Source organism: Paenibacillus nanchangensis, assembly GCF_046543445.1.
Lineage (GTDB): Bacteria > Bacillota > Bacilli > Paenibacillales > Paenibacillaceae > Paenibacillus_AQ > Paenibacillus_AQ nanchangensis.
In genome coordinates, this window is record NZ_JBHOFD010000004.1 from 147747 (window position 1) to 173166 (window position 25420).

The window sequence follows — 25420 nt, forward strand, 5'->3', positions numbered from 1 at the left end:
TCCTTTGCCGCGCTCGGCTGGAGCACACCATCTGCTTTTTCGTCAGATAATTACATTCCCCGCTACCGTTGCCGCGCCCTTTCCTCCAAACCGCCAGGCAAAACAGCCCGGATCTCCTGCTCCTCTGGCCGGTACACGGCCGTTATGCGGCCGGTGCGGTCCGCAGCGAACAACACAGCCGTCTCGGCGGAAATCCGGAAACTGTATTCCGCGCCGCTATCCGGGTCGGCCGCTTCGATCTCCGCGTCCTCCGACATTTCGGACACAAAGATACAGAGAGAACCCGCAGCGTAGGACAAGCGCCGCCCGTATATACCGGGCAGCTCTCCGCCGCGCTTCCACTTCAATCCGCTTTCGCAGCCCGCCCGCTCCGCCGCATAGGCATACAGCTTCGCCACCGTGTCCGGCCGGTCGCTCAGCTCCACGGGAAGCGGACACCAAAGCAGCCGCCCGGCTCCGAGCGCAAACTCCATCAGGCGGTCCGGTCCGCCTCCCGCAGCCCCCTGCTTCAGAACCTGGGCGATCCTGGACCCGCCGAATGAAACCGGGAGCTGCTCCCCGCCAATCCACAGCGTTTCTTCCCGCCGGACATTCGCCGGCTCAGCCGTCTGCACAACTCCCTTAAGCCGGGAGGAGGGCTGCCAGTAGGCATTCAGCGTCAGCGGCCCGGTAACGAGCAGCGTTGTTCCATAGGTCTGCACAAACCTAAGCAGTTCATCAAACGCCTCGTCATCAAAGTTATGGGCGCTCGGCAAAATCAGCAGCTTGGGAGGTGCGGATTCCAGCGCCCCGACGTTGTACTCCCCGGCCGCCCGGAACGGCAGCTTCAGGCCGTAAGACAGCACCCGCGAGGCCCTTGTTGTTGCATCAAAAGCCATACTGCGGTTGGAAAAATCATTCGAGTACGGGTAGACGACGGCTATATCCTCCAGCTTCCGCCCTTCAAACAGATCGCGGATTTTTTCCATAAACGATCCGAAGGCATAAGACACTTCCGCTTCCGGCTTTTCCGTCCCGTCCGCACGGAGTGCGCCGATATGCGACTCATTGGCATTGTTCATATAAAAATTGGTATTCCAGATCCAATGAATCGCTCCCGCCCCGCCGGTCGCAAAGGCATACGCATATTTCCGCTCCAGCAGCGCCCGAAGCTCGTTTTCCGACCTTTTAGCTCGCCCGTCTGCATTCTCCAGGTACATGATGCCGGTTTCCTGGATCAAATTCGGTTTGGCAGGAGTTTTCGCAAAAACACCATCCCAAATTAAATGATCGTTCAGCCACCAGGTATGTACCGTGGTGTAATCGACCGCTTGTTCATAAAACAGCGGCGAAGGCCGTTTGGCGCCCAGCCCCTCATCCTGGCCTACGGTCACTAAATGACCGGGACACAGGTCCTTGATCGTTTCGCGCAGTTCCGCGGCCCACCGGTTATGCATTTCCATAGAAAACAGCACATAATCCAGCCAGTGCGTGCCCTGCTTTCCTTTTTTCATGTCATGGATATCAAAATTAATGTCATCCGGACTCGGCAGACCGGCTTCGCTGAAACCGGGCAGCTGTTCCGGCGTCATTCCCCAGCGCTCCTGCCAGCATTCAGCTGTCCCATGACGCTCTTCAAGCCATATCCGGAACGCTTCCCGCTCATACCGGTCTCCAGCCGAACGCGGCCCGTCAGAGAAAATCCGCTCCGGATCAAACATAGACGGCTCATTTATCAGGTCCCAGTCCACATGGGTGGAATCCCGATGGCGGGAGACGATGGACCGGATAAACCGTTTTTGCGCTTCCCGGCTGCGCGGATCGAGGTAAGGATTGACGCCTTCCCACAACTCTGGTGTAAAAGAAAAAAACGTAAAAGTCACCTGCAGACCATGGCGCTTCGCTGTCAGCATGAACGCATCGACTGCCCGCAGCACTTCCTCGGATGCGTGGCCGTCCACCTGCATGATGCCGCGGTAAGCAGTCCAGATCCCGGTCCGGATCCAGTTAATACCCGCGCGGCGCATGCGGGCCATATCCCGGTCCCACAGCGACGCGTTCGGGAGAAACAGAAATTTGCGCGCCACATCGGAGGTCATATAGGTCATGCCCACTACAGGCAGCGGACGTCCGTCTTTTACAAAATAATCACGGCCCGCCGCGACAGGACTTCCTTCGCACAGCAGCGGACGGTCCATCCCCCAGAAGCCCTGCACAAGTAGTCTTGCCTCCCCGCTTCGGGATTCGGCCTGACAGGTTAACGTGTACAGTCCCGGCTCAATCGGCACCGGAATAATCAGACGATGCAGCTGGAGTTCCGGGGACTCCGCAAGCTCTGCTTCTCCAGCCCAGACGGCACGTTCCTGCGCATCCCGAAGTGTAAGGGTGAACGTCCATTTTTCCTGCGGCTGCGGAGCGGGGTATGCGGCCAGCCGCTGCGCCTGCAGCGTCAGCATCGCCTGTTCACCCGGCTCGTAGGCGGCATAGTTTGGCTTCACCCACAGCCGGGTGACACCCTGCGCGCAGAATCCGGCAAGGTGTTGGAACAGCTCCAGTCCCCGGGCAGAGCGGAGGAGTTCCCCCGGCGGCCGGCTGACAAAGATCCACCGGCCTCCTTGGTAATCACCGCCGTCATGCTCCCACAGCACCGCAGGCGCGGCTGTCTCCCTTCCGTCTGGCGATACGCCCTTTAACAGCGCGTAAATTCGTGTGTCCATCGGCCCGGCCGACCCGTTTTCCCCTGGGTGATCGCTTGCACGGGTAACGTGGGGAACAAGGTTCCAGGTATCCGCTGGAGCGAACAGATCCTCGTATCCCTCGAACAGCGTCACTTCTTCACTGGCACGGTGTCCGGTGACCGGGCTGCCGTCGACGGGGAGCGCCTCATGGATATGAATCGTCCGATGGTAAGCAACTTGGGGCAGCTCGGCGCGCCAGCAGCCATTTTCCGCCCGGACAGCCGGACGCTTGAACGGGGCACCGCCGACGGATACCAGCCCTTTGCCGCCGCGCAAATGTTCCAACAGCGGCAGCCAAGCCACTTTGGGAAAATACGGCATGTGCAGCGCCGCCAGCACATCGTATACACCGGAGCGTAGAGCTTCCGCCAGGCCATCCGCATCCACAACGTCGCCAATCCGCCCGAGCGTTCCTACATCCGCATCCATGTCCGCCGACGTCGGAAACTTTTTATCATAAAAAATCAGCACCCGGGGCTTCCTGCAGTTTTGTTGGGAGCGGTTCATATTCATGTGCTGTGTACTTTTGCAGTCCGAAGGACCATGTTCCGGATAGTTCTGTTTCCGTTCTGAGTTATGTTCCTGTTCCGGAGGGTACTGTCCGCCTTCTGAGTTCTGTTCCGGAAAGTTCTGTCCGTGTTCAGCGTTCTGTTCCCATTCTAGGTTCTTAAGGTTCTTCTGTTCCGCGGCGTCCTGCTCCCGACTATGTGCCGGCCGAGTCATCATCTATCCGTCCTCTCTGCACTTACTGGTGCCTGCATAAACTTCATTGATTATTCAGGCGGTCAATCGGCAACCGCCAAACTAGGTACGTTAAACCCGGGCACCCTGCCAATGCAACCCTGAAAAAAAAGGGGTGGTCCACAAGTCATTTGCATGCCTTTTGGGCCAGCCCCTGTCATACTCCTTACAGCCGCCTTCCTGACTGTCCGCTCTACCTGCAATACTCCTTACAGCCCATGCTCCTGTCTAATCCGCGTGACTTCCTGGTTGTAGAACTCGGTGAATTCCTCCGCACCGGCTTTTTTGAAGGCTTCCAGCGCAATTTGTTTGTTTTTGGCAAAAGCCGCTTCGTCCTTGGAAAGGATAATCTTGGCCGCTTCGCGGGCCGCCAGCTCCTTCAACTCGGCCTCCTGCTTCTTGCGGTCTTCCGGCAGCGTTACGCCAGGCACGGTGTTGCGCTTGATGATCTCCTCGTCGGACATGCCGTTCATCCAGGTGGTGAAGGTGTCCAGTTTGCCTGCTTCAATCTGCTTCTGGAACACCTGACCCGAATACGACGCGCCGTAGAATTCCGCAAAATCTTTTTCAAGCGGCGTAGCTGCCTTCGCCAGCGCTTCTTCCGACGTAAACAGATCCACCGGCTGCTTGTCGTTCGGGTTGATCATGTCACCGCCCAAACCAATGATATTCCGGTCGAGCGACATGCCTGTCGCTTCAAACGGCGCCCCGCCCGCAGCTTTCAGCGCCAGCGTCTCTTCCGTCAATACCGGTTTGCCGTCCACCATGTTCCAGTGCTTGCCTTCCACACCGTTGTACATCGTTCTTGCACCTTCATAAGAGAAAATATAGTTCAGGAACTGCATCGCTTTTTCGGGATGCTTGGAGCTCTTGGAAATCGCGTAAGCCTTATCCTGCCAGCCGATCGGATTCACGGCTCCCGTCCACGCCAGCTTGCCGGCGGGCACTACAAGATACCCTTTGCCGTCGCCCGCGTGCTGCGAATTGAAATCGCCCATCGCCCAGGTTGCGGGACCGACCACAATTTGGCCCGCTGTGGCCTTGGCCATGTAGTCATTATTTTTCATCGTCAGCGAATCGGGGTCCAGCAGTCCTCTGCGGTGCGCTTTGTTGTAGTAATCCATGGCTACCCAGAAATTGGAGCTTTCGTCCGTCAGCGTGCTGATGAATTCATGTCCGCCGACCGCAGCAGCCGTTAAATCGCTGGATGCTGCGCTAAGCTTGGTGAACGTCAGCGGCGGAATCACATACGGCCACAGCCCCCAATCCTGCCACATGGAGACGCCATACACTTTTTTGCCGTCATCCGTCGTCGGATGCTTTTCGACAATTTGAGCGACTACGTCAAGCAGATCGTCCATGGTGTTGATTTCCGGCGCGCCGATCTCTTTATACCAGTCCCAGCGGATCGTCGGCCCGATCGTAATCGGTGAAATGCTGGTGCCCGGCTTCGACTGAACCTGCGGCGGAAGGAAATACAGCTTGCCGGTGCCGTTGCTCCAGTTCTTCCGGCTGTAATCGACAACCGTATTGATGTTGGCGGAGATGTCTTTTCCGTATTCGGTCAGCAAATCGTCCATCGGAATGATCAGGTTACCCTCGATCAGCTGCTTCTGGAATTTATTGACGTCCGTCCGGACAATGTCCGGGAGATCGCCGCCGGCCAGCAGCACGTTAAATTTGTTTTCGTCCGCCTCCACATATTCGATGTTAACCCCGACTTTTTCGGCAATCGCTTTGACGACTTCGCTGTCCTTGTGCGTATTCCACTTCGAACCCGTCTCCATAATCAGCAGGCGAAGGGTTATAGGTTCCCCGCTGTCCGCTCCCGTTCCGGCTGTCGCTTCCCCGGCCTTGGGACTGCCTGTACCCGCCGGCGTACCCGCTGCCGAGTTGCCCGAACCGTTGCCGCCGGAGCAAGCCGTGAGTGCCAGGGTGACGACCATCAGCATTACGATCAAAAAGTGGAACGATTTTCTTGTCTGCCTCATTCCTTAACCCCTCCCTGATAATGGATCTATCAATTATCGGCGCCTGGGCCGGATAATCCGAAATTGAGCTCTGGCAAGCCGCCTCAAGCCGCGCAATGCGGCTCGTCTGGCTAGCCTTTGACCGCACCCATCATGATGCCTTTGACAAAATACCGCTGCAGCATCGGATACACCAGCACAATCGGCAGCGTCACGATCATGGTGATCGTCATGCGGATGGATTGCGGCGTTAGCGACCGCACCATATCGCCCCGGGACAGCTGCTCTGTCGTCATATTCGACAGGTTGCTTGACTGGTTCAGGAAGTTATAGAGCACCAGCTGCAGCGTCTGCAGCTTCGGATTCTCCACCAGAAAAAAATTATCGAACCAGGTGTTCCACTGCCCAACCGCCGAAAACACGGCAATGGTCGCGATGATCGGCATGGACAGCGGGAAAATGATGCGGGTGTAAATTTTGAAGTAACCGGCCCCGTCGATTTTGGCGGATTCCTCAAGCGATGCCGGCAGCTGCTCGATAAACGTCTTGATCAGGATAATATTAAAACCCGAAATAGCCGTGGGAATAATATAGAGCAGAAAATTGTTTTGCAGGCCGTACGTTTTCATCGTCAAATACCAAGGGATAAAACCTGCGTTAAAATACATGGTGATCAGAACAAAGCGGTAAATGAATTTACGGAACGGCATTTCCTCTTTGGTGATCAGATAGGCGAAAAACGAACAGCTGAACACCGTGATCAGCGTTCCCAAAACGGTACGCGAGACCGTAACAATCGCGGAATCGGCGATGCCCGGAAGCTGTATGGTCGCCTGGTAGGCTTCCAGCGAAAAACCTGCGGGCCACAGATACACGCCTTTTTGCACCTCGATCGGGTCGCTGATGGAATAGATGAAAATGTAGTAAAACGGGTAAATCGTTACGATCACCAGCACGGTCAGCAGCAGATAGTTGACGGCGCTGAACGCCAGGTCTTTCCAGTCGATTCGTTTGGAGCGGCGGTGATCCCGCGCCCCGGCATATGTGCTCATAGTCCAGTCTCCTTTCCCGGTTTATACAATGCCCTGGCCCCGGAACTTCCTGGACAGGAAGTTGACGCTGAAGAGCAGGAACACGCTGATCACGGTTTTGAAAATACCAACGGCCGTCGAGTAGGAATAATCCCCGGTAACCAGACCCAGCCGGTATACGTACAGGTCCAGCACCTCAATCCGGTCGGCGATCATCACGTTGCTGAAGACCAGGTACTGCTCGAACCCTGCCGACATCAGGTTGCTGACCGACAGCAGCAGCAGCACAATAAACGTAGGCATAATGCTCGGTATGGTAATGTGCCAAATGGAACGGAGGCGGCCGGCTCCATCCACCTTAGCCGCGTCATACTGCTCGCTGTCGATGCTGACGATTGCCGCCAGATAGATAATGGCGCTCCAGCCGACCGATTTCCACAGCAGCAGCAGCGTCTGCACGGTCCACACCCGGTCATAGTTGCCCAGCACATCAACCGGCGGACTGCCAATCCCGGTTTTGATCATAATCGAGTTGACTGCTCCTTCGGTGCTGAACATGCTGAACGCCAGCGAAAAAACGATTATCCAGCTGATGTAGTTGGGCAGCGTCGACACGGTCTGAACCAGCCGTTTAAACCAGCCGGAGCGGACCTCCGAGATCATGACGGCCAGCAGCATTGGAATCGGCGCGGTCGCGATGGACAAGAGACTAAGCGCCAGCGTATTGACGAGCACCGGTCCCATCCGGGGATCATCGAACATGCCGCGGAAATTCTCAAGCCCCAGGAAGGCTGATTGCGACAGCGGAATGCCCGGCTTGTAATCGAAAAAGGCGTAAATCCAGCCGAACAGCGGCACATAGCTGAAAGCGAACGTAAATACGACAAACGGCAGCGCCAGCAGGAGCAGATGAACGCCGTCTTTCCGGTACAGCTTGGTTTTTTTCACCGTCTTCAGACGTTTGGCGGTATACGTGTACTCCATAACGGTTCTCCTTTTCGCGGTTTCTGGTCTCTGTCTTCCTGTATTTATGATAGCGCTTACGAATCGGCCGCTGAATGAAGGATCTTCGGATTCACTTGAAAAAAACGGCGGACCGGCATCCGGCGGACTTGAATGATTTTGCGGTAAGATTGAAGAAAATTTTCTTCCGGACTTCTTTCCGGACGAAAAAAGCCTTCAAGCAACGTGCCGGTTCGGCTGTAGGCTTGAAGGCTGTGATTACTCGCGGACCGCAGGCAGCGTGACCTCCACCTCGGCCCCTGTCTCTTTTGGCGCAAACCGGATGCCGTAGCCCGGCCCGAAATACAAATGAATCCGCTTGTTCACGTTGTTCAGCCCAACGCCGCTGCCGCCCGTTGATTCCGGCGCTTCGCCGAGCTGGAGCTTCCGGTTCAGCTCCTCCAGCCTTTCCGGCTGCAGTCCTTGGCCCGTGTCGGTTACGCTTAACCGCAGCTGTCCTTCATGTACAGCAGCATGAATTCCGATGTGGATATCAAACGCTTCCTTGCGGCGTCCGGAGGCGATGGAATTTTCCACAAGCGGCTGGAGAATGAATCTCGGAACCCGGCAGTCCAGCGCATCCTCCCCGACGTCAATCTCGAACCGGATGCCGTTGTTGAACCGCATGTTGATGATTTTGATGTAATTTTCCAGATAGGACAGCTCGTCCCGCAGCGAACACATCGGGTCTTTACTGGAGAAGACCGGACGCAAAATGTTGCCCAGCGCCACGATCGTCTGAACGATGTTGTCCGCTTTGACGATCACGGCCATCCAGCGCACCATATTCAGCGTGTTGTACAGAAAATGGGGGTTGATCTGATACTGCAGCGCCTCGATCTCCAGCTCTCTCTTTTTTTCCTGAATCTCGTTGTTCTTGTCCACCAAGTCGACCATGCTGAGCGACATTTCGTTAAAGCGGCGGATGACCGTGCCCAGCTCATTGTTAGGGATATGCTCCACCGTTACGCCGAGCTCGCCCCGGCTCATGTCCTTCAGCTTCAGCGACAGCAGATGCAGCGGCTTGATGATTTTGCGCAGCCAGAAATAAGAAACGATAAAGATAACGAGCACGCTCAGCAAAAACACCGCAACAAGCATCCGCTGCACCGCATAAATCTGGTCCGAGTACTGGCTGAGCGGAATTTCCTTCAGCAGATACCATCCGGCTTCATGCAGCCTGTAATATACGATTTGCACATTCCGGTCTGCCGAACGGTCGTAATAACTCCCATAGACGGCTTCCTCTTCCTGCGGCGGAACAAACGAGCTGCGCGAGCCGACACGCTCCGGGCCGCTTGCCGAGACGACCCGCCCGGTTTCATCGACGATGTACATGTCCCCTTCTTCTTTGTTCAGCGCAGTGGCGTAAACGGAAGCGAGATAACGTTCGTCGATATTAAAAATGAGCGTGGCGCTGGTATTTGGATCATAGATGGCTTTGGTGCCGCGCATCAGACTGACCAGATGGCCGTCGTAGTTTCCGGTCAGATAAGGGTTAAAAAACGATTTTTTAAATCCGGAATAAATGATCAGCTCGGGATACCGCTCCAGCGTCCTCCGAAACGGCTCCGAGGTGAAAAAGCTCTGCTCCCACTCCTCTTTGGAATACACGAGCGTCCGGTCGGTGCTGCCGCCTACGGCCCCAAGGTTGTCCGCGGTGATATAGATGGAATCCACATAGCTGTAATTGACGATAAAGTCGTCGATCACTTTCTGGACATCGTTTTTGGACTCCAGAAATTCCACTTCGGTCTTCTCGGAGATCCGGTAGAGCAGCCGCTGAATATGATCGTCCCGCAAAAACATCAGCGACAGCCGGCCGATTTCGCTGAACAAGCTGCTGATGTTATGGTCCAGCTGCTGAAACTGCTGAAAGAGCAGCCGTTCGTTCTGATCCTTGATCATGTTCTGCATAAAGGAAAATATAAAATAAGAAGCCCCGGCCAGAACGGCGAGGCTGATGATCATAATGTAAACGATCAGTTGGGTCCGGAGCTGATGGAATCCGAAGCGCCGCCTCATGCTTTCCTCTTCAGCTCGTTCCATTTCTGCCTGCGGTATTCGTTCGGGTTGCGTCCCGTGATTTTTTTGAATACTTTGCTGAAATAGGTATATTCCGGGGAAAATCCGACCCGCACAGCGATATCGGCCGATTTCAGCTGCGTTTCGGTCAGCAGCTCCTTGGCCCTTTCGATCCGGTAACGGTTCAAGTAATCAATATAGGAGATATTCAGTTCCTTGCGGAACAGGTTGCTGAGATAACTGAAGCTCAGTCCCACATAATCCGCGACCATCTGCAGGCTGATATTTTCCGTGTAGTGCAATTTAATATATTGAATCGCCCGGGTAATTTCATCGCTCCGGTGTAAGCGGTTGCTAATTTCGCCCGCGGACTGCTCGGCATGTCCGATCAGCTGGTCCAGCATATCGGGAAGCGTATCGCAGCGCTCCAGCTGTTCGGCTGCTCCCAGCAGCCGTTCGTTTTCGCCCCCATGGTACAGCTGGGCATTAATCCACTGCATGCAGTGAAAAATCCGGACTTCCAGCGTTTTGCGGTCTCCTGTAATCACGCGTTCCAGTCCGTCCAACAGGGCATCCAGCTCGGCCTGCTTGCCCGGCGAAAGCAGCTTCCGCAGTAATTCGCATTCCCGCAGCGCCGCAATCCGCGACTGGACGCCAGCGTTATCGGCCGGCTGGTCGCCGCGGTGCTGCTGGCCGGGGCCGGTCAGGAATTTACGCTCCAGCGCCCGCTGTGCTTCGGCGTACAGCTTCGGCAGTGCATCGTACCCGCCGCGGATGCCGCTGACCCCGAATGAAACCGAGCTGTTGAAATACAGGTGGATCGCATCCTGGATGCCGCCGAGAATGCGCCCGGTCTCCTGGACGATACTCTGTTCGGACAGAAAATCGCCGAAATGAAGGATGAGCGCATACTGCCGCTCGTTGATCTGGATCACTTCACCGCGCTTGTGGACGGACATGATTTCGTCCAGGATGTTGAGCAGCGACATTTTGACCAGATGGCCGTAGTCGTCCCTGAACCGTTCCTTCAGCTGCGTGTACCGGTCCACCTCCATTACGCAGGCAACCAGACGGACCGGCGTCAGCCGCAAACCGCTTTGGGCGGCGAACCGGCTGAATTCCTCAGCGGAAAAAATGTTGTAAAACAGAAAATCCTTAAACATCTTCTCTTTCACCAGGTCCAGACTTGAAGCGGACATTCCCGAATCCGTCCGGGCCGCCGCGCTGCGCTCCTGGCTCTCCAGCTCGTCCCGGATGCCGTACAGCACTTCCTCAATCTCCTGTTCCGTCATTGTCAGCTTCAAAATATAGCTGGACACGTCCAGAGCCAGCGCTTTGCGGGCAAGCTCAAATTCTTCCAGGCAGGACAGCACTACAATCCGGGTATGCTTCTCGGCCTTGCGGATATTTGCGATCAGCTCCATCCCGTCCATTTTGGGCATGCAGATGTCGGTAATGACCACGTCGGGCTTCTCCCGTTCATAGTACTCCCATGCCGCAAGTCCGTCCGAAAAATCGGCTGCTACTTCCATCCCGAATTTGCCCCATTCCACCGAGTTCTTCAATCCAATGCGAACCAGCATTTCGTCCTCGACGATCATGACCTTGTACATGCTTCAGCCCCCTCCATAATCAGCACCCAATCACAGCCTCTGCCGCTCGTCGGGGCGGTGAAACGTTGGATTCCGGCATTCCCGGCCCGTTCCTTCCGGACGACCCGGCCTTCCCGGGGACAATACCAGGCAACAATGGCTTCCTCGCCCTCAATATAACCCATCGCAGCATCCACATACAAGCCGTTTGGGCAATAAATGAAAGCGGTTGTATCTGTCTGGGCGGCCGCCATGTAATTGGCCCCTGGCCGATTCCGGGCGATAATCTGCTGAGCGGGACGAAGACCTGAACCCCAATAAGGCTCGAACAGCGTGCGGAGATGCCGCATCTGGCGGGCGCCCGGCCGCTGCAGCGCCTCGAGCCAGGACATGATGATGAAGTCGCCGGGTTCTTTAAGCGCGGCGGAGGCGTACATCCCGTCCGCCATCGGCCAGACGGAGTGATGCCCGTACGTATGCCCGAAGGCTCCTGATAGGACGGCATAATAAGCAGCCCGCCTGACATCGGCTTCGTCAAAATACCCATTTTCCGCGCGAAAAGCGATTGGAATATCCTCATAGCAGGGTTCGGCGTCAAGCGTCGGTTTTACCGGCAGCCGCTCATAATCCGCCCGCACCCGTTCGTAATTTGTGATCTCCCGCTCCCCATGGCCCGACTGGATCATATTGAAATCGAGCCACGGCGCATCGTGCAGGTGATACGAGGAAGACTCTGCGCCTTTCGGGTGATACGTCATTAGCTGCCGTGCCCCTCCGGCCTTCAGTCCTTCCGCCATCCCTTCGATGATCTGAAAATGCCGGGCCGTGCTCAATGGCCGGTCGCCCCCAAGCACCCAGACCAGGTGGCTGTGGCCTGCGTACCGTCTGCCCAGCCATTCCCCGTACGCCCGCGCCCGCTCCGGCGTGAATATCTCCGGTCCTTCTCCCCACATCCGGTTGAATTTGTCACCCCAGGTAGGAAGCAGCGCCACATACAGTCCCTTTTGTCCGGCAAGCGCCAGGACAGCATCGACATGGTCCCAATAGGAATAAGGTCCCGTCAGGTCTGGACACAGCGGATCCGGCATGCCGTCATCGCCGGGCAGCAGCGGCAGCCGGCCGTAAGCATTCCCGGACGTAACTCCCTCCATTTCGGCCAGCAGCACCGCCTGAATGACATTGAACCGCTGTTCCGCCCGGATATGGAGATAGTCGTCCGCCTCCTCCAGGGTCAAACGGTGAAACAGCTCCCAGGCGGTATCGCCCAGCCAGAAAAACGGTTTTCCGTCCTCCGTAACGAGTATGCGGCGGTTCTCCGAGACCTGAAGCCGCGGGAGCTGCCGGGGCACTGGGCGCTCGGTGGGGATGCGCGGCGGATTGACGGATGCTTGGGACGGCTGGCTGGCAGCCGGTGCTTGCGGCGGATCACCGGGCTGCACGGTTTGGGGACTCGCGGGTGGTACTTGCGGCATATCATTAGACTCCCCGGTCGGCGCATTTGCGAGTAGTGCGTGCATCGGATCATTAGTTTCCCCGGTTAGCGCACTCGCGGGCGGTGCCTTCGTCGGGCCACCGGGCCGGCCGATGGGGGGAATCGCGGTCAATAGTTGCTGAGGATCGGGTTGTGTCATGGGACAACCTCCTTCAGATACGGGATATAGAAAATGCCTGGGCGGGATTACGAATTATCAGCGCCCTTTTCAAAGGCGAATAAATACTCATGGTTGAAGCAAAAACCCCGGTTCTCCGGGGTCCAGCAGGTCAAGTCCGGTCCGAGCCATCGGCCGCTCCCCTCCCTACAGGGTGGAATACACCCAGTAATAGAACTCGTTCCAGACCCGGGTTTCACCGTCCTGCACATATTCCAGCCTGATCTGCAGCTCGCGTTTGCCGGCGGTGTAAGCGGCCGGGATGTCGAATTCGTTTTCCAGCCACCGCTTATACGGATTACGGTCAGGGTAATACCAGCTCCGTTCGGTAACCAGCGCGCCGTCAACATACACGTTGGCCCGCTGCCTGCCGGTGATCTGGTCCGAACGCCTGCGGAGCCTGACCCCGCGGTTGCCGGGACGTACCGATACGATGAATTCGCTTATCCCCTCGGTCTCATGTCCGGTGTCCCGGATCAGCAGGTGGTCGCCGTCGCCTTCATAGGCGGATTCAAGCGTATAATATCCCCGGCCCCCTTCCGTCCGGTAGCTGTGAATGCCTTCCGAGGCGGGATTACCGATATCAAGTTCATCGGTCAGCTCCAGCCCCGGTTCATCAATCCCGTAATAAAACACGATCCCGGAATGTTCGAGGTACTGATTGTTGAACTCCCCGGATTCGATGCCAAAAACCAGTTCCTGCCGGAACGGATAAACATCGCCGCTGCACAGCCGGACCATGGACCAGGGATTATCGGGAAGCCCGTCATAAGCGCTTGACGGATTCACTTCGGGCGGTGTCGGGAAACCCCAGCCGTAGCCGACCCAGCTCTCCGAACCGTCGCTTTCGACCTGCGGCGTGGCGCAGCCGTCAATATAGACCCGCACATCGCCTTCGCAGCTGATCACGCCCGGCGTCCGGGCATGGGCCGTTACGTGCCCCGCTACCATATGCCCCCGTCCGTACACCCTTCCGATAAGGCTGTCGGAACCGGCGGTCGCCCGGCGGTGATAGTAGTCTGAGGAGCGGAAGTACCCCGCCGCCCCCTCACAATACAGCGGATTCCGCTCCGCCGTATGCCGGATTTCCCACTCGCGGAATACGGCTTCCGATTCGCCGCGGTTCTCCAGCGTAATGACAGCGCTTTTCCAGTAGGGCATGGGAAAATAGTTGTAAAACTTTCCGTCCGGCCGGATGCCATGTGACAGTACGCCTACGGGATGGAGACCCAGCTCGTTGCCAAAAAAAACGCCGATCGGGCAGTATACATCCGGCTGTTCATGACCGTCCCATACCGCCCGGATCCAGACATTGGCCAGATCGCCAGGCGTAAATGCTTCAGGCTCCGCGGTAATGGCAGCGATGCTGCCCTGCCCGCTTCCGCGGAACAATTCGACCGTCTCCCCCGGACGGGCGACAAGCGTGCTGTGTTTTGCCGCCAGCTCCGAAGCCGCCGGCTTCGGATCGGTGCCGGCGGAAGACCACATGGCCTTAAGCCGGGTGTAGTCTTCACCGCCCGTATACGTTTCGAGCTCCCCCGGCTCGCTGTAGGTATGATAGACTACATGCCCCCAGCCTCCGTCCCCTTTTGCCGCCCCTTTCAGCCGGATGTCGGAAGTAATCCGGCACGATTTCGTAAACGGCATGGGCACATAGCTGCGAATAACCCGGATCGGCCCCCGCCCGTGATCATCCGGGCCCAGGTAGGTATCGGCGAGCGGCCGGACCAGCGGCGGTTTGACGCCGAAATCCGACGGTTTGACCGTCAGGCGCGGGTCCTTTTCCCCGTCGAAATAGAACCGGAACGTCGGTTCCGGGCTGTCCGGATAACGGTGCTGTACGAAATGGTACAGACAGCCCGGCCCCTCACAATCGAAGATCACCCATTCATCCCGTTCACGGTACAGCCACCAGTCCCAATCGGCATTTTTTCCCTGCTTGTCGATACTTCCTTCGTAGCGGACCTGAACCCCGTCCCGAAGCAGCGGCAGCAGATCAAACCGCTCCATCCCTTGCAGCCCTTTTGGCGGATTAACGAATTTATCCATACTGAACCTCCGTCTCTGCATTTGATAGCGCTTAACTTAGGCGGTGCGGGATTGTCTTTAACGAGCTGGTAGGCGGGCACCGCTGTTTTGTGTGTATTAATTTACATCAAGGCAATAACAAATGACAACAGAAAATAATAAACCGCAGCAAAAAGAGGACCTGAGATCGAGTCCCCTAAGTTGAAGCTCACGATTTACAGTAAACAACAGCAAATGGACGGCCAAAGAGCTGGCCGACTCCGGAACCGAGCTGCGGATCGCCGGAAATCTGAACGTCCTTATCCGCATGATAAGTCTGCACAGAATCGCATCCGCTTCCGCATTTCCTCTACGGTTTCTCCCGGTGCTCTCCGGCGGGAAACTTTTTTTATACGCGAAACAGAACCTCGTATGCCGTAGCCCCCTCTCAAAATTGTTCAAGTCAGCTGCCGATTCGTTCAACTCCACACTTGGAATCTTTCAAGCCTTTCGCAATAAAGTTCAGTTCAAGATTCATCTGTAAGCGCTATCATATTGTCGAGTGAAAAAGAGTTGCCAGCCCTTTCCCGTCTTCTCCCCTCCCGGCTGGAACCGGAAGCCGATATTCCAAACAAAGGAGAGCTGATATGAAAAGATTCCCCCGACGCTTGACTGCACGCTGGAAAACAGCCGCCATGGCTGCCGTGATGCTGCTGTCCGCCTGGAGCCTCCCTCTGCCCGCCGGGGCGGAGACCGGGACACAGAACGGGACGGAGTATGCGACACAGAACGGGGCAGAGACCAGAACAGAGACCGAAGCGGAGACCGGAGCGGAGACCGGGACGGAAACTGCGACACAAGCCGAGACGGAGATCGAAACAACGACCGTGATGGAAATCGAAGCAGAAGCCCTGGCAGGCCGCACGAAGCATACGATTACCGTCGACCCCGGCACGGTCATCCAGCAGGATTTTTTAGGCGTAGGCGTCAACGTCATTCCCGCGGCGCTGATGCAGGGACAGACCTCGCTCGGTTATACGGAAGCCCACTGGGAAATGGACAGCAAGCGCATCCGGACCGTTCAGCCGAAGGTCGCCCGAGTATGGTTCCAGATCGACTGGATGGAGCCGGCAAAAGGCGTTTACACGTGGGACAGCCCGAAAATGAAGGCTTTTTACAAATATCTGGATGCCTTTAAAGCCGCCGGAACGGAAATCGAACTGAATTTCGGCTGGAAGGTCGGCTCCGCCGTGCATGACTGGTTCCCCTTTCCCGGGATCGATCCGGTAGAAAGCGCTCCTCTTGATCTTGACGCTTACGCCGCCTCCGCCTCCGCCCTGCTGCGCGAGCTGATTGACCGGCGGGGCTATGACAACGTGAAATATATGACTTTTTACAATGAACCCAACGGTTCCTGGGACTTCGATGTGCCCGGGGACGGAAGCGTTGATGAACAGGCCTACTACGCGGAAATGGTGCGAAAAACAAGCGAGCGGCTTAAACGCGACGGGCTGCGTGACCGGATTGAAATCTGGGGGCCGGAAGAAACGGGCGCTCCCGGCTGGACCCGCTACATGAAAGAGCACGCCGACGATGTTATTGACGGCTACAGCTTCCATGTCTACGGCGAAACCTACACTGGACTCGGCGAAGCGTTTGCGGCCCGGCAGCAATTTGTCGGCGGCAAGCCGCTTCATCTGACTGAATTCGGCTGGGCCGACGACAATGCAAGCAACTGGAACGCAGGCTACGCGAACTCCGTCATCCAGGCGGCCAACATGGGCGTCAAATCGGCGCTGATGTGGCAGTTAAATGGCGTATGGACGCATGATCCCAACGGCGGAACAAACGGCACCTACACGATGTGGGATTCGCTTCTGCTAGGGCTGACGCCGCGCAAAACCTTTTACAGCGCAGGGATGCTGAACCGGTATGTCCCCGGGCACAGCCAGGTCCTCAAAGTAGACACTGGCGGTTCGGAGGAGCTGCGGGCCGCGGCGTTCCGGTCCCGGGACGGCCATTACACCGTTCTTGTCGAGGCAAAAGCGGGCTCGCCCAAAGAGCTGAAGCTGAACTTTGCCGGGAAGCCCATCAACAAGACGTTCCGCAAAGTCGCCTACCGGGATGATGCCGTGCGCGAAGACAATGCGATTTTGCCCCCGGTATCGGGTACGTTCCGCGCCGGTTCTTCTTTTACCGACCAAGGCATCAACGGGGATTACAATGTCATGATTTATACAACGGCTCCTGTCCAGACCCAGGTCAAAATCAACCCGATTGATCCGGTTGTTAACGGCGGAGATAAAATCCGGCTGAACGCCGAAGTTATCGACGGCAGAAGCGGAGTGATCTGGAGTGTGATCGGCAAAAACAGCGGGACGATTAATAAATTCACCGGCGTGTATCATGCCCCGCGGGTAACAGACGAAACCTTGATTGCCGTTAAGGCAACCAGCGTTTCCGATCCTGCCGCTTCCGGCATTGCACTGGTGACCGTCCTTCCGGAACCGCAACGCAAAACGGCGCAAGCACCGGCTTTCAGTCTGGATCAAAGCGCTTATCCGTCGGCTGAAATCCTTTATTTGAAGAGTGGAACGCAGGACGCGGATATCCGTTACACAACGGACGGAAGCGAGCCGACAGCCGACTCGCCGCGTTATGTCCGGCCGATCGTTCTGCATGAGGGTACACTCGCCTTATACAAAGCGAAGGCGTTCAAATCCGGGCTGAACCCCTCCGGCACCGTCTCTTCGCTTTACCAGATCGGGCAGGTCAGCAGCGCGCCGGACGGCTTCCAGCTGTGCATGTATGAAAACGGCGGAGCGTGTTATTTTGAAGGCCAGGCAGTTGTCGCATACGGGGCGGACGGCTTGTTTAATTACTCTCTCCAGACGGACGGCGTATTGTGCAGCAGCGAGGTGCTGGGCGACCCGGTTCCGGGTGCAAGCAAGCGCTGCTTCTACAGCACGGAAATTCCGGATGAACTTCCTGCGGCTACGCTGTTCAACGGCGGATTTGAGAAGCCGGCGACCACCTCCGCCCGGCCCGGACCGATGACCAACGGCTGGGTGTTCGACAGCCGTTCCGGCGTACAGCATAACGACGGCCCGTTTGAAGCTGCTCCGGCGCCGCAGGGTGTACAGACCGGTTACCTGAAAACGGACGGCGGCGTTGCCGGGACGCTTCGCCAGGCGGTAAACTTGGCTGCCGGCACATATCAGCTAGCGTTCAAGGCAGCCAAACGTACGAGCTTTGGCGGCACCCAGTCCTTCGACGTCTATCTTGACGATACCGTTATTGGCTCTTACCGGCCGGAGACGGGAGAGTACACCCTGTACCGGACCGAGCCGTTTACGGTAGAGAGCGGTAAACACACGATCCTGTTCCAGGCGACGACGCTGAAAGGCGACAATACGGCGTTTATTGACGATGTACGCATTGTGCTTCCCGCACCTTCCGAATCGCTTACGCTCCAGAACGCCGGTTTTGAATCGCCGGCCGCTGTAAATGAAAACCGGCTGCTGCGCGGGCTGGTCTCCGGCTGGACTTTTAATGAATCCTCCGGCATCGTCCGTAACGGCAGCAGTCTCGGTTCGCCCGCCAGTCCTGCGGGTGTTCAGGCGGCGTTTTTGGAGCCGGGCGGCAGGTTTGAACAAAAGCTGGAACTGCCCGCCGGCGTGTATGCGGTGAATTTTAGCGCCGTCTCCGGCGGAGCAGAAGCCCCCGCACTCGAGCTGCGGGTTGATGATACGGCAGCCGATGCCTTTTCCCCTGCTGCGGGGGAATACCGGACGTACCGCTCAGCGTTTTTCACTGTGGAGGCGGGAGAGCATACGGTTCAATTCAGCGCGGACGGCACGGCAGGCATCTTATTCCTTGATCAGATTTCGATTGAACAAATCGAGATTCCGGAGACCGCCCGGCTGGACAACGGAAATTTTGAGTCTCCGCGCGTCGAAAACAAGACCGGTGTATTGGTAGGCGGAACCGCAGGCTGGAGCTTCAGCAATTCTGCGGGAATTGTCCGCAACGGCAGCGTCTTTGATGCCGTTTATGCGCCGGAAGGCACCCAAGCCGCCTACCTGCAGACACTTAATGGCCAACAGGGATCGTTTAGCCAGCAGGTTATTTTGCCTCCGGGGAAATATATGCTGGAATTCCAAACCGCCAAACGGACGAATTTCGGCGGACCGCAGACGTTTGCCGTCTACTTCGATGAGCAAATGCTGGGCACTTACACTCCGGCGGCCGGCAGCTATGCCCCCTATTCCACGGACGGCTTTGAAGTAACGAAGCCCGGCAAGCATCTGATCCGGTTCGCTGCGGTAACCGATTCGGGCGACAATACCGCCTTTATCGACGACATTCAAATTTTGCCTTATGAAGCACCTGCCGGTGATTTGCGCAACGCCGGGTTTGAAGACCCAAGGATCGAGTCTCCGCAGGGCACAAAATGGAATTTTGAAGCAGGCTGGCGTTTCAACACCTATGCCGGCATCGCCAGAAACGGCAGCGTATTCGAGCAGGCGGATGCGCCCGGGGGGACCCAAGCCGCCTATCTGCTGACCAAAGAAGGTCGGGGCGAAATCAGCCAGACGGCCGAATTGGAGGCAGGCACCTATACGCTGAGCTTCTATGCCGCCCGGCGGGCGTACGGCGGACAGCAGCGCATTGACTTGTCGGTAAATGACAAGCTTGTCGCCTCCGTTACGCCCGAGAGCCGTAACTATACGCTGTACCGCAGCGAACCGTTTACGGTACAGGCTGGCGAACAGGTTATCCGGTTCGCCGCCGGTACAACCGACGGGGATAACACGGCTTTCATTGATTCAGTCCGGCTGGACGCCTATACCCCGCCGAAAGCGGCTGCTGCGGAAAATGCCGGATTTGAGGCTCCGCAGGTTACCGCAAGCTATGGAACAGTGTGGAACCTGAAATCGGGCTGGACCTTTAACACCCATGCCGGGATCGCCAGAAACGGCAGTGTGCTGGGGCATCCCGATGCGCCGGAAGGCACCCAGGCCGCATACCTGCAGACCAAAAACGGCCAGGGTTCGATTACGCAGCATATCGAGTTTCCTGCCGGAACATACAAGATCACTTTCCAGGCGGCAAGACGGTCTTTCGGGGGCCAGCAGTCTTTCACTGTGAGCGTGGACGGCAAGGAAATTGGCTCGTTCACCCCTGCCTCCAAGGAGGCCTATGAGCCTTTTGAATCCGAGCCGTTTACCGTCCAACCGGGCTTTCATGAAGTCGTCTTTGCTGCGGTAACAACCGAAGGCGATAATACAGCATTTATCGATGACGTCCGGATTGTTGCGGACACCGGGATCGATCCGGATGCTGCCGCAGAGCCGGAGACGAAGAAAAACGTAGAGTCCGAGACAGACGCCGGGCAGAAGACCAGTACAGATTCAGAGAACGGCATGGATTCGGAAACCGGCGCCGATTCGGAAACCGGCACGGATTTGGGGACCGGCACAGTTTCGGGGACCGGTTACAGATTCGGGGACCGGTACAGATTCGGGGACCGGTACAGATTCGGGGATCGGCACGGATTTAAGGAGTGGTACGGAGCTGGACACTGATGGAACGCCTAATGCTGATGGACCTCCGGATACGGCGCCTCAGCATTCCGGACAGGACAGCATAGAATAAACCCCATGGTGTAATAGAACAACTTCAGTTAAAAAGTGACCTGCTGGGACCCGGCTGCCAACCGCCGGGTCCTTGTCGTGCATCTTCCCGGGCAGAATAGACATCTGTCCCACTTTCATTTATACTTTCGTTAAGTATTATCAAAAGTAAAAGGAGGTGATCTCAATCGAGCCCCTCTCAAACAATGCCCTACGAGTGAAAGCCATCAATTTGGAGCTGATCCGCCAGACGATGCGGAGGCTGAAGCAGGCAACCAAATCTGATTTGGCTCAGGTGACGGGCTTAAGTGTAGCCACCTGCGGCAACATGCTGAAGGAGCTGCTGGCGGCAGGCGAAATCATCGAAGCCGAACCGGAAGCTTCCTCCGGCGGACGTCCGGCGCGCAAATTTATTTATAATGCAGACTACGCGCTTATTGCCTGCCTGTTTATCCGGCTGACTGGCGGTGTCCGAACGCTGGACTATATTGTAGTTAACGCACACGGCGAACCTGTCGACAGCGGGTGCGAGGAATCCGTTATGCTGGATGCCGCTGTAGTCGACCGCAGGATCGGGACGCTGATTGAAGCGTATCCTCAAATCCGGGCCGCCGGTATCGGTCTTCCCGGCTTTACTCACCAAGGCACAGTAAATGTATGCGATATTCCGGAGCTGATCGGCGCTCCGCTCGAACATGCGCTGCGGGAGAAATACGGTATCCCCATCGTTGTGGAAAATGATATGAACATGACCGTTTATGGCTTCTCCCGGGACCGCGGGATTGAAGATGACAGGACGGTTGCCGTGGCGACTTTTATTCAGGGCAGCTATCCGGGGGCGGGGATTTTTACCGGGGGGCGTGTGCTGGAAGGCAAGTCGCGGTTTGCGGGCGAGCTGTCCTTCCTGCCTCTCGGCCTGACGCGGGAAGAACAAATGCGGCAGCTCGGCCGGAAAAAGACTTTTCCTCCCTTGGCGGCCCGGATGTTATCGTCGCTGATCGCCGTAATTAACCCGGATTTGATTGCACTCACCGGGGACCAGGCCGGAGGCGAAGATTTGGACCTTATCCGTACGCATTGCCTGAACTCCATCCCGGCTGAGCACATGCCTGAACTGGAGCTGCTGAAGGACCCGGACTCGTTTTACCGGAGCGGCCTGACCGCCGCGACGATGGAACAACTGAACTTAAGCCTGCAGCTGGTGCAGGTGCGGCGTTAAAGGCTGACCACTACTTCCTAAATAAGAGACAGGAGATTCATATGACAACAAAAACCGAAAAAGAAAAAATGCTGAGCGGCGAGCTTTATGAAGCCTGGGATCCCCAACTGAGCGAGGAGCGGCTGCGTGCCCGGCGGCTGGTGAGACTGTTTAACCAGACGGATGAAACGGAAAATGAACGGCGGACTGAGCTGCTAAAAACGTTATTCGGCAGCGCGGCCGGCACGGTAAGCGTTGAGCCGAACTTCCGCTGCGACTACGGTTACAACATTCATGTCGGCGATAATTTTTATGCGAACTACGACTGTGTCCTCCTTGACGTTTGCGAAATCCGGATCGGGGACAACTGCATGCTTGCACCCGGCGTGCATATCTACACGGCCGCCCATCCGATTGACCCGGTGCTGCGCAGCGCGGGGCCGGAATACGGCAAACCCGTCCGGATCGGCAGCAACGTCTGGATCGGCGGGCGTGCGGTGATTAATCCCGGTGTTACCATCGGTGACAATGTAATTGTAGCTTCGGGAGCGGTCGTCACCCGCGATGTTCCGGACAATGTTATCGTTGGCGGCAATCCCGCCCGCATTCTCCGGACGATTACAGAGGAGAAAGCCCAGTAACCTGGATTCCGGTCCGGACCCATCCTTCTGGAACCGGACGTATGTCGTACTGGCAAGGCAGCAACGCGGCTAACCAATTAAGCCGGACAGCTATAGAACAGGCCGTCCGGCTTTACTTGTACCGCCCTCGTTTCTTGCATCCCTTGAAAGATGGGAGGACAATGCCCTTTTGCCCCTTGGCAGATGGACGGACAGCGCCCATTTGCTCTTTGGAAGTTGGGCAGCATACTTTTGCCCCTAGGCAAATGAACAGGTGGTACACTTTTTCCCCACAGCAGATAAACCGGCAGCATATTTCTACTGGCCGCCTACTGAGTCCGAAAGCAGCGGAAAACTCATCGTCACGGTTAGTCCCTTGCCTTCCCCGTTATTTTTTACAACCAGTGTACCGCCGTGCGCCTCTGTAATCCGTGCCACCATAGGAAGCCCAAGACCATGACCTTGACCCTGATGGACGGGCCGGGTCCGCTTGGCCGAATAAGGAAGTTCGGTAATCTCCGCTAAGCGCTCCGGCGGAATCCCTTGTCCGTCGTCTTTTACCGTTAGGCAATAACGGTCCTCTGCCAGTGTAGTTTCAAGTGTAATCCTGCAGCCCTCCGGATTATGGCGCACACTGTTGTTCACAAGATTCCCGATCGCCCGGAGCAGCAGCTTTTCGTCGCCCCTGATCTTGACCGGTTCGTTATCTAAGTGAAGTTCGATGGCATACCGTTCATCCAATCCGTTATTTAGTGTATCCGCAGCAGCCTGCCTGGCCAAAACCGATAATCTCAGTTCCTTTTTATGCAGCGGCTGCATTTCATACTCCAGCATGGATACCAGGTTCAGGTCGCTTACCAGCGACCGCAGCTTCTCGCCCTGCCGCCGGATAATCCCAGCCTGTTGCCTCTGCTCTGCGGGGATCTCGGGATGCTCCTCCATATCACTGGCATAACCAAGAATCATGGAAAGGGGCGTGCGGATGTCATGCGAGATGCCGGCGATCCAGTTGGAGCGCGCTTCGTCCCTCGCCTTAAGTGCTGCGTTTTTTTGAGCCAGCTTCGCCGATGCTTCGTTAATGCTCGCCGCCAGGCTCCCGAACAGTCCTTTTGCATCCAGCTGTACGGTTTGCTCCCTGGCCAGATTGTGAACCCCCTGCAGCAGAGGCCTAATGCTCCTGATAAGACGCGCGCCAATCACTGCTGAAATAACCAGAGCTAACACCCCATTAAAAATCAGCAGTATGACTAGCCGCGTGGGTAACTCCTTCACCCACTCCGAAAGGAAGCTAAACTGATATTTCCAGTGGCTCTGCTTCGGATAACCGACGACGAGCAAGCGGTGATCCAGCTCCCAGATGTAGACCGGATATTCTTTTATGTAATACCGAGAAAACTTGGCTACTTCGGTTAAAGTATACGACTGCGGAACTTCCGCCGGCCGCTCATCATCCCACACGACCCGGCCGCTCTCATCAAGCAGCATGGCCCAAGCCTGGCTCTGCCGGAGCTGTCCCGCAGCCTGTACGTCCAGAACGTAACCCCCTCCCGGCTGCGGCTTCAATCCTTCCGCTACCTGCCGCACCACACCTTCCGGCGACGCGTTCCCTTCCGCCTCCTTGAACACCAAGGTTCCCAGCAGCACAAAATTAACCATCAATAAAAAAACGGAGATGAACATCGTCGCCGCGGCAAACCGGCTCAGGATGCGATAAACCCCCTCCATCTCAGCCGTCCTCCTTCACCAGCAGTTTATAACCCAACCCTCTGACGGTAAGGAGGTAAGCGGGCTTCGATGGATCCGGCTCGACTTTTTCACGGACCCGTCTGATATGCACCATTAGCGTATTTTCGTAACCGAAGCTGTCGTCGCCCCAAACGGCCTGGCATAGACTATCGCTAGTTACAATCCGGTTCCTGTTCTCATACAGCTTGTCCAGAATAGCATGCTCCTTGGCGGTTAACTGCAGTTCAACCCCGTTTTTCCGCACGGCCGCGCTGCCCAGGTCAATCGTGTAGTTGCCTAACTGGAAGACCGCCGCATTAGCCGGCATGGACGAAGAATAAACTCTTTTTAAAATTGCCATCAGCCGCAGGACCAGCTCACGCGGCAGAAAAGGTTTCACAAGGTAATCGTCAGCTCCAAGCCCAAGTCCTAGCAGCCGGTCTTCATCTTCGCCGCGTGCGGAGAGAATCAGGGCGGGCACATCCGAAAACTGCCGGATCGACGTCAGCAGCGAAAACCCGTCTCCGTCCGGGAGCATAATATCGAGAATGACAATATCCGGGCCGCCGCTGCGGCAGAACGATAAAGCCGAAGCGCAGTCAGCCGCGGTATACACCCTATGGAACCCCTCTTTCCTCAAAAACCGTTCAATCATACTCCGGATTTCCGGCTCGTCGTCTACGATCAGTATCTTTTTATCTTTTACATTGTCCATTTAGACATCACCCATTGTTATTATACATGTCTATCGAAGGGGATTGAGGATTGCTTTTTAGAAGGCAATGTCCTTGTGTTTAAGCCGGCGGATCGTCATCCCGGAAAAAACAAGGATAAACAAGAGATTCAGGACAAAAAACAGCACATTTTGCATGCCGGTCAACCCGGTTTGGCTCAGCACGCCCATTCCAATCGTAAGCAGCGAAAACGGGAAAAACATACCCAAATTGGTAACATACAGCCCCAGCCCGACAAACACCGCGCAAAGACAAATTCCGATCGGTGTGGCAAAGCTGCGCATCCGGATCGACAATCCAAGCTGCAGTGCAATAATGGATAAAGAAGCAATCCACCCCCGCACCGCCCATTCGATAGTCTCACCCGGAAGAGGTCCGGGAATGGAGAATTGAAGACCTGTCAGCCAGTACATGACCATAAACAGCGTTTGCGCAAACAAGATGAGCAGACTCACCATACACCACTTGGCAAAATAAACGCTTGATGCCGAAACGGGAGTGGTCATAACCATGTTCCAATTCCGGTTTACATGCTCCAGCCTGCACACATAGGAACAGCAGATGGCAATTAAAATTGGTAGAAAAAACTCGCCGTAAAACAAACTGGCCTGGGTCCACAGGCTGTACCATCCGTCCTGCAAGGCTTGCCGGTTAAAATAATAATTGGAGCCGCCGATCACCAGACTGACGACCGGCAAAACGGCAAGCAGCAGCAAAATACGGGAACGCCGCAGCTTCAGCCATTCCGCAGAAATACTTTGTAACATCAAGCT

At 56.3% G+C, this 25420-nt stretch carries 14 protein-coding genes; 3 read left to right on the plus strand and 11 right to left on the minus strand.

Going from position 1 to position 25420, the window contains the following annotated elements; all coding sequences use genetic code 11:
- Positions 1-62: 62 nt before the first annotated feature.
- The 8 genes from ACE6ED_RS04325 to ACE6ED_RS04360 all read right to left on the minus strand — a co-directional run bounded on the left by ACE6ED_RS04325 (position 63) and on the right by ACE6ED_RS04360 (position 14776).
- On the minus strand, positions 63-3224 hold the full coding sequence (locus ACE6ED_RS04325; RefSeq protein ID WP_410825856.1) for a beta-galactosidase: 3162 nt from the start codon (positions 3222-3224) through the stop codon (positions 63-65).
- A gap of 443 nt (positions 3225-3667) precedes the next feature.
- Entirely contained in the window at positions 3668-5449 is a 1782-nt protein-coding gene (locus ACE6ED_RS04330) for an extracellular solute-binding protein (protein ID WP_410825744.1), read from the minus strand.
- A 110-nt stretch (positions 5450-5559) separates the two neighbouring features.
- Positions 5560-6480 carry a carbohydrate ABC transporter permease gene (locus ACE6ED_RS04335; protein WP_410825745.1) on the minus strand — a complete coding sequence of 307 codons (921 nt, stop codon included), beginning with the start codon at positions 6478-6480 and terminating at the stop codon, positions 5560-5562.
- Positions 6481-6501: 21 nt separating this feature from the next.
- Positions 6502-7443, minus strand: a complete 942-nt coding sequence (locus ACE6ED_RS04340) for an ABC transporter permease (RefSeq protein WP_410825746.1) — start codon at positions 7441-7443, stop codon at positions 6502-6504.
- A 237-nt stretch (positions 7444-7680) separates the two neighbouring features.
- Complete coding sequence (locus ACE6ED_RS04345) at positions 7681-9510, minus strand: sensor histidine kinase (protein WP_410825747.1); 1830 nt, start codon at positions 9508-9510, stop codon at positions 7681-7683.
- Positions 9483-11099 carry a response regulator gene (locus ACE6ED_RS04350; RefSeq protein WP_410825749.1) on the minus strand — a complete coding sequence of 539 codons (1617 nt, stop codon included), beginning with the start codon at positions 11097-11099 and terminating at the stop codon, positions 9483-9485. The genes ACE6ED_RS04345 and ACE6ED_RS04350 overlap by 28 nt, the downstream gene beginning before the upstream one ends.
- Positions 11084-12550 carry an apiosidase-like domain-containing protein gene (locus ACE6ED_RS04355; RefSeq protein ID WP_410825750.1) on the minus strand — a complete coding sequence of 489 codons (1467 nt, stop codon included), beginning with the start codon at positions 12548-12550 and terminating at the stop codon, positions 11084-11086. Before ACE6ED_RS04355 ends, ACE6ED_RS04350 begins: the two co-directional genes overlap by 16 nt.
- A gap of 324 nt (positions 12551-12874) precedes the next feature.
- Positions 12875-14776, minus strand: a complete 1902-nt coding sequence (locus ACE6ED_RS04360) for a DUF2961 domain-containing protein (RefSeq protein WP_410825752.1) — start codon at positions 14774-14776, stop codon at positions 12875-12877.
- 605 nt (positions 14777-15381) lie between these two features.
- On the opposite strand from ACE6ED_RS04360, the gene ACE6ED_RS04365 reads away from it, so the two are divergent.
- The 3 genes from ACE6ED_RS04365 to ACE6ED_RS04375 all read left to right on the plus strand — a co-directional run bounded on the left by ACE6ED_RS04365 (position 15382) and on the right by ACE6ED_RS04375 (position 22209).
- Positions 15382-20322, plus strand: a complete 4941-nt coding sequence (locus ACE6ED_RS04365) for a chitobiase/beta-hexosaminidase C-terminal domain-containing protein (RefSeq protein ID WP_410825754.1) — start codon at positions 15382-15384, stop codon at positions 20320-20322.
- Positions 20323-20587: 265 nt separating this feature from the next.
- On the plus strand, positions 20588-21589 hold the full coding sequence (locus tag ACE6ED_RS04370; RefSeq protein WP_410825756.1) for an ROK family transcriptional regulator: 1002 nt from the start codon (positions 20588-20590) through the stop codon (positions 21587-21589).
- A gap of 41 nt (positions 21590-21630) precedes the next feature.
- Positions 21631-22209 carry a sugar O-acetyltransferase gene (locus ACE6ED_RS04375; RefSeq protein WP_410825758.1) on the plus strand — a complete coding sequence of 193 codons (579 nt, stop codon included), beginning with the start codon at positions 21631-21633 and terminating at the stop codon, positions 22207-22209.
- A 297-nt stretch (positions 22210-22506) separates the two neighbouring features.
- Here the strand turns inward: ACE6ED_RS04375 and ACE6ED_RS04380 are convergent, their stop codons facing one another.
- Genes ACE6ED_RS04380 through ACE6ED_RS04390 form a run of 3 tightly spaced genes read right to left on the minus strand, consistent with a single transcriptional unit; the run spans position 22507 to position 25414 of the window.
- On the minus strand, positions 22507-23913 hold the full coding sequence (locus ACE6ED_RS04380; protein WP_410825759.1) for a sensor histidine kinase: 1407 nt from the start codon (positions 23911-23913) through the stop codon (positions 22507-22509).
- 1 nt (position 23914) lies between these two features.
- Positions 23915-24628 carry a response regulator transcription factor gene (locus tag ACE6ED_RS04385; RefSeq protein ID WP_410825761.1) on the minus strand — a complete coding sequence of 238 codons (714 nt, stop codon included), beginning with the start codon at positions 24626-24628 and terminating at the stop codon, positions 23915-23917.
- 57 nt (positions 24629-24685) lie between these two features.
- On the minus strand, positions 24686-25414 hold the full coding sequence (locus ACE6ED_RS04390) for an ABC transporter permease (RefSeq protein ID WP_410825762.1): 729 nt from the start codon (positions 25412-25414) through the stop codon (positions 24686-24688).
- Between the last annotated feature and the right edge of the window lie 6 nt (positions 25415-25420).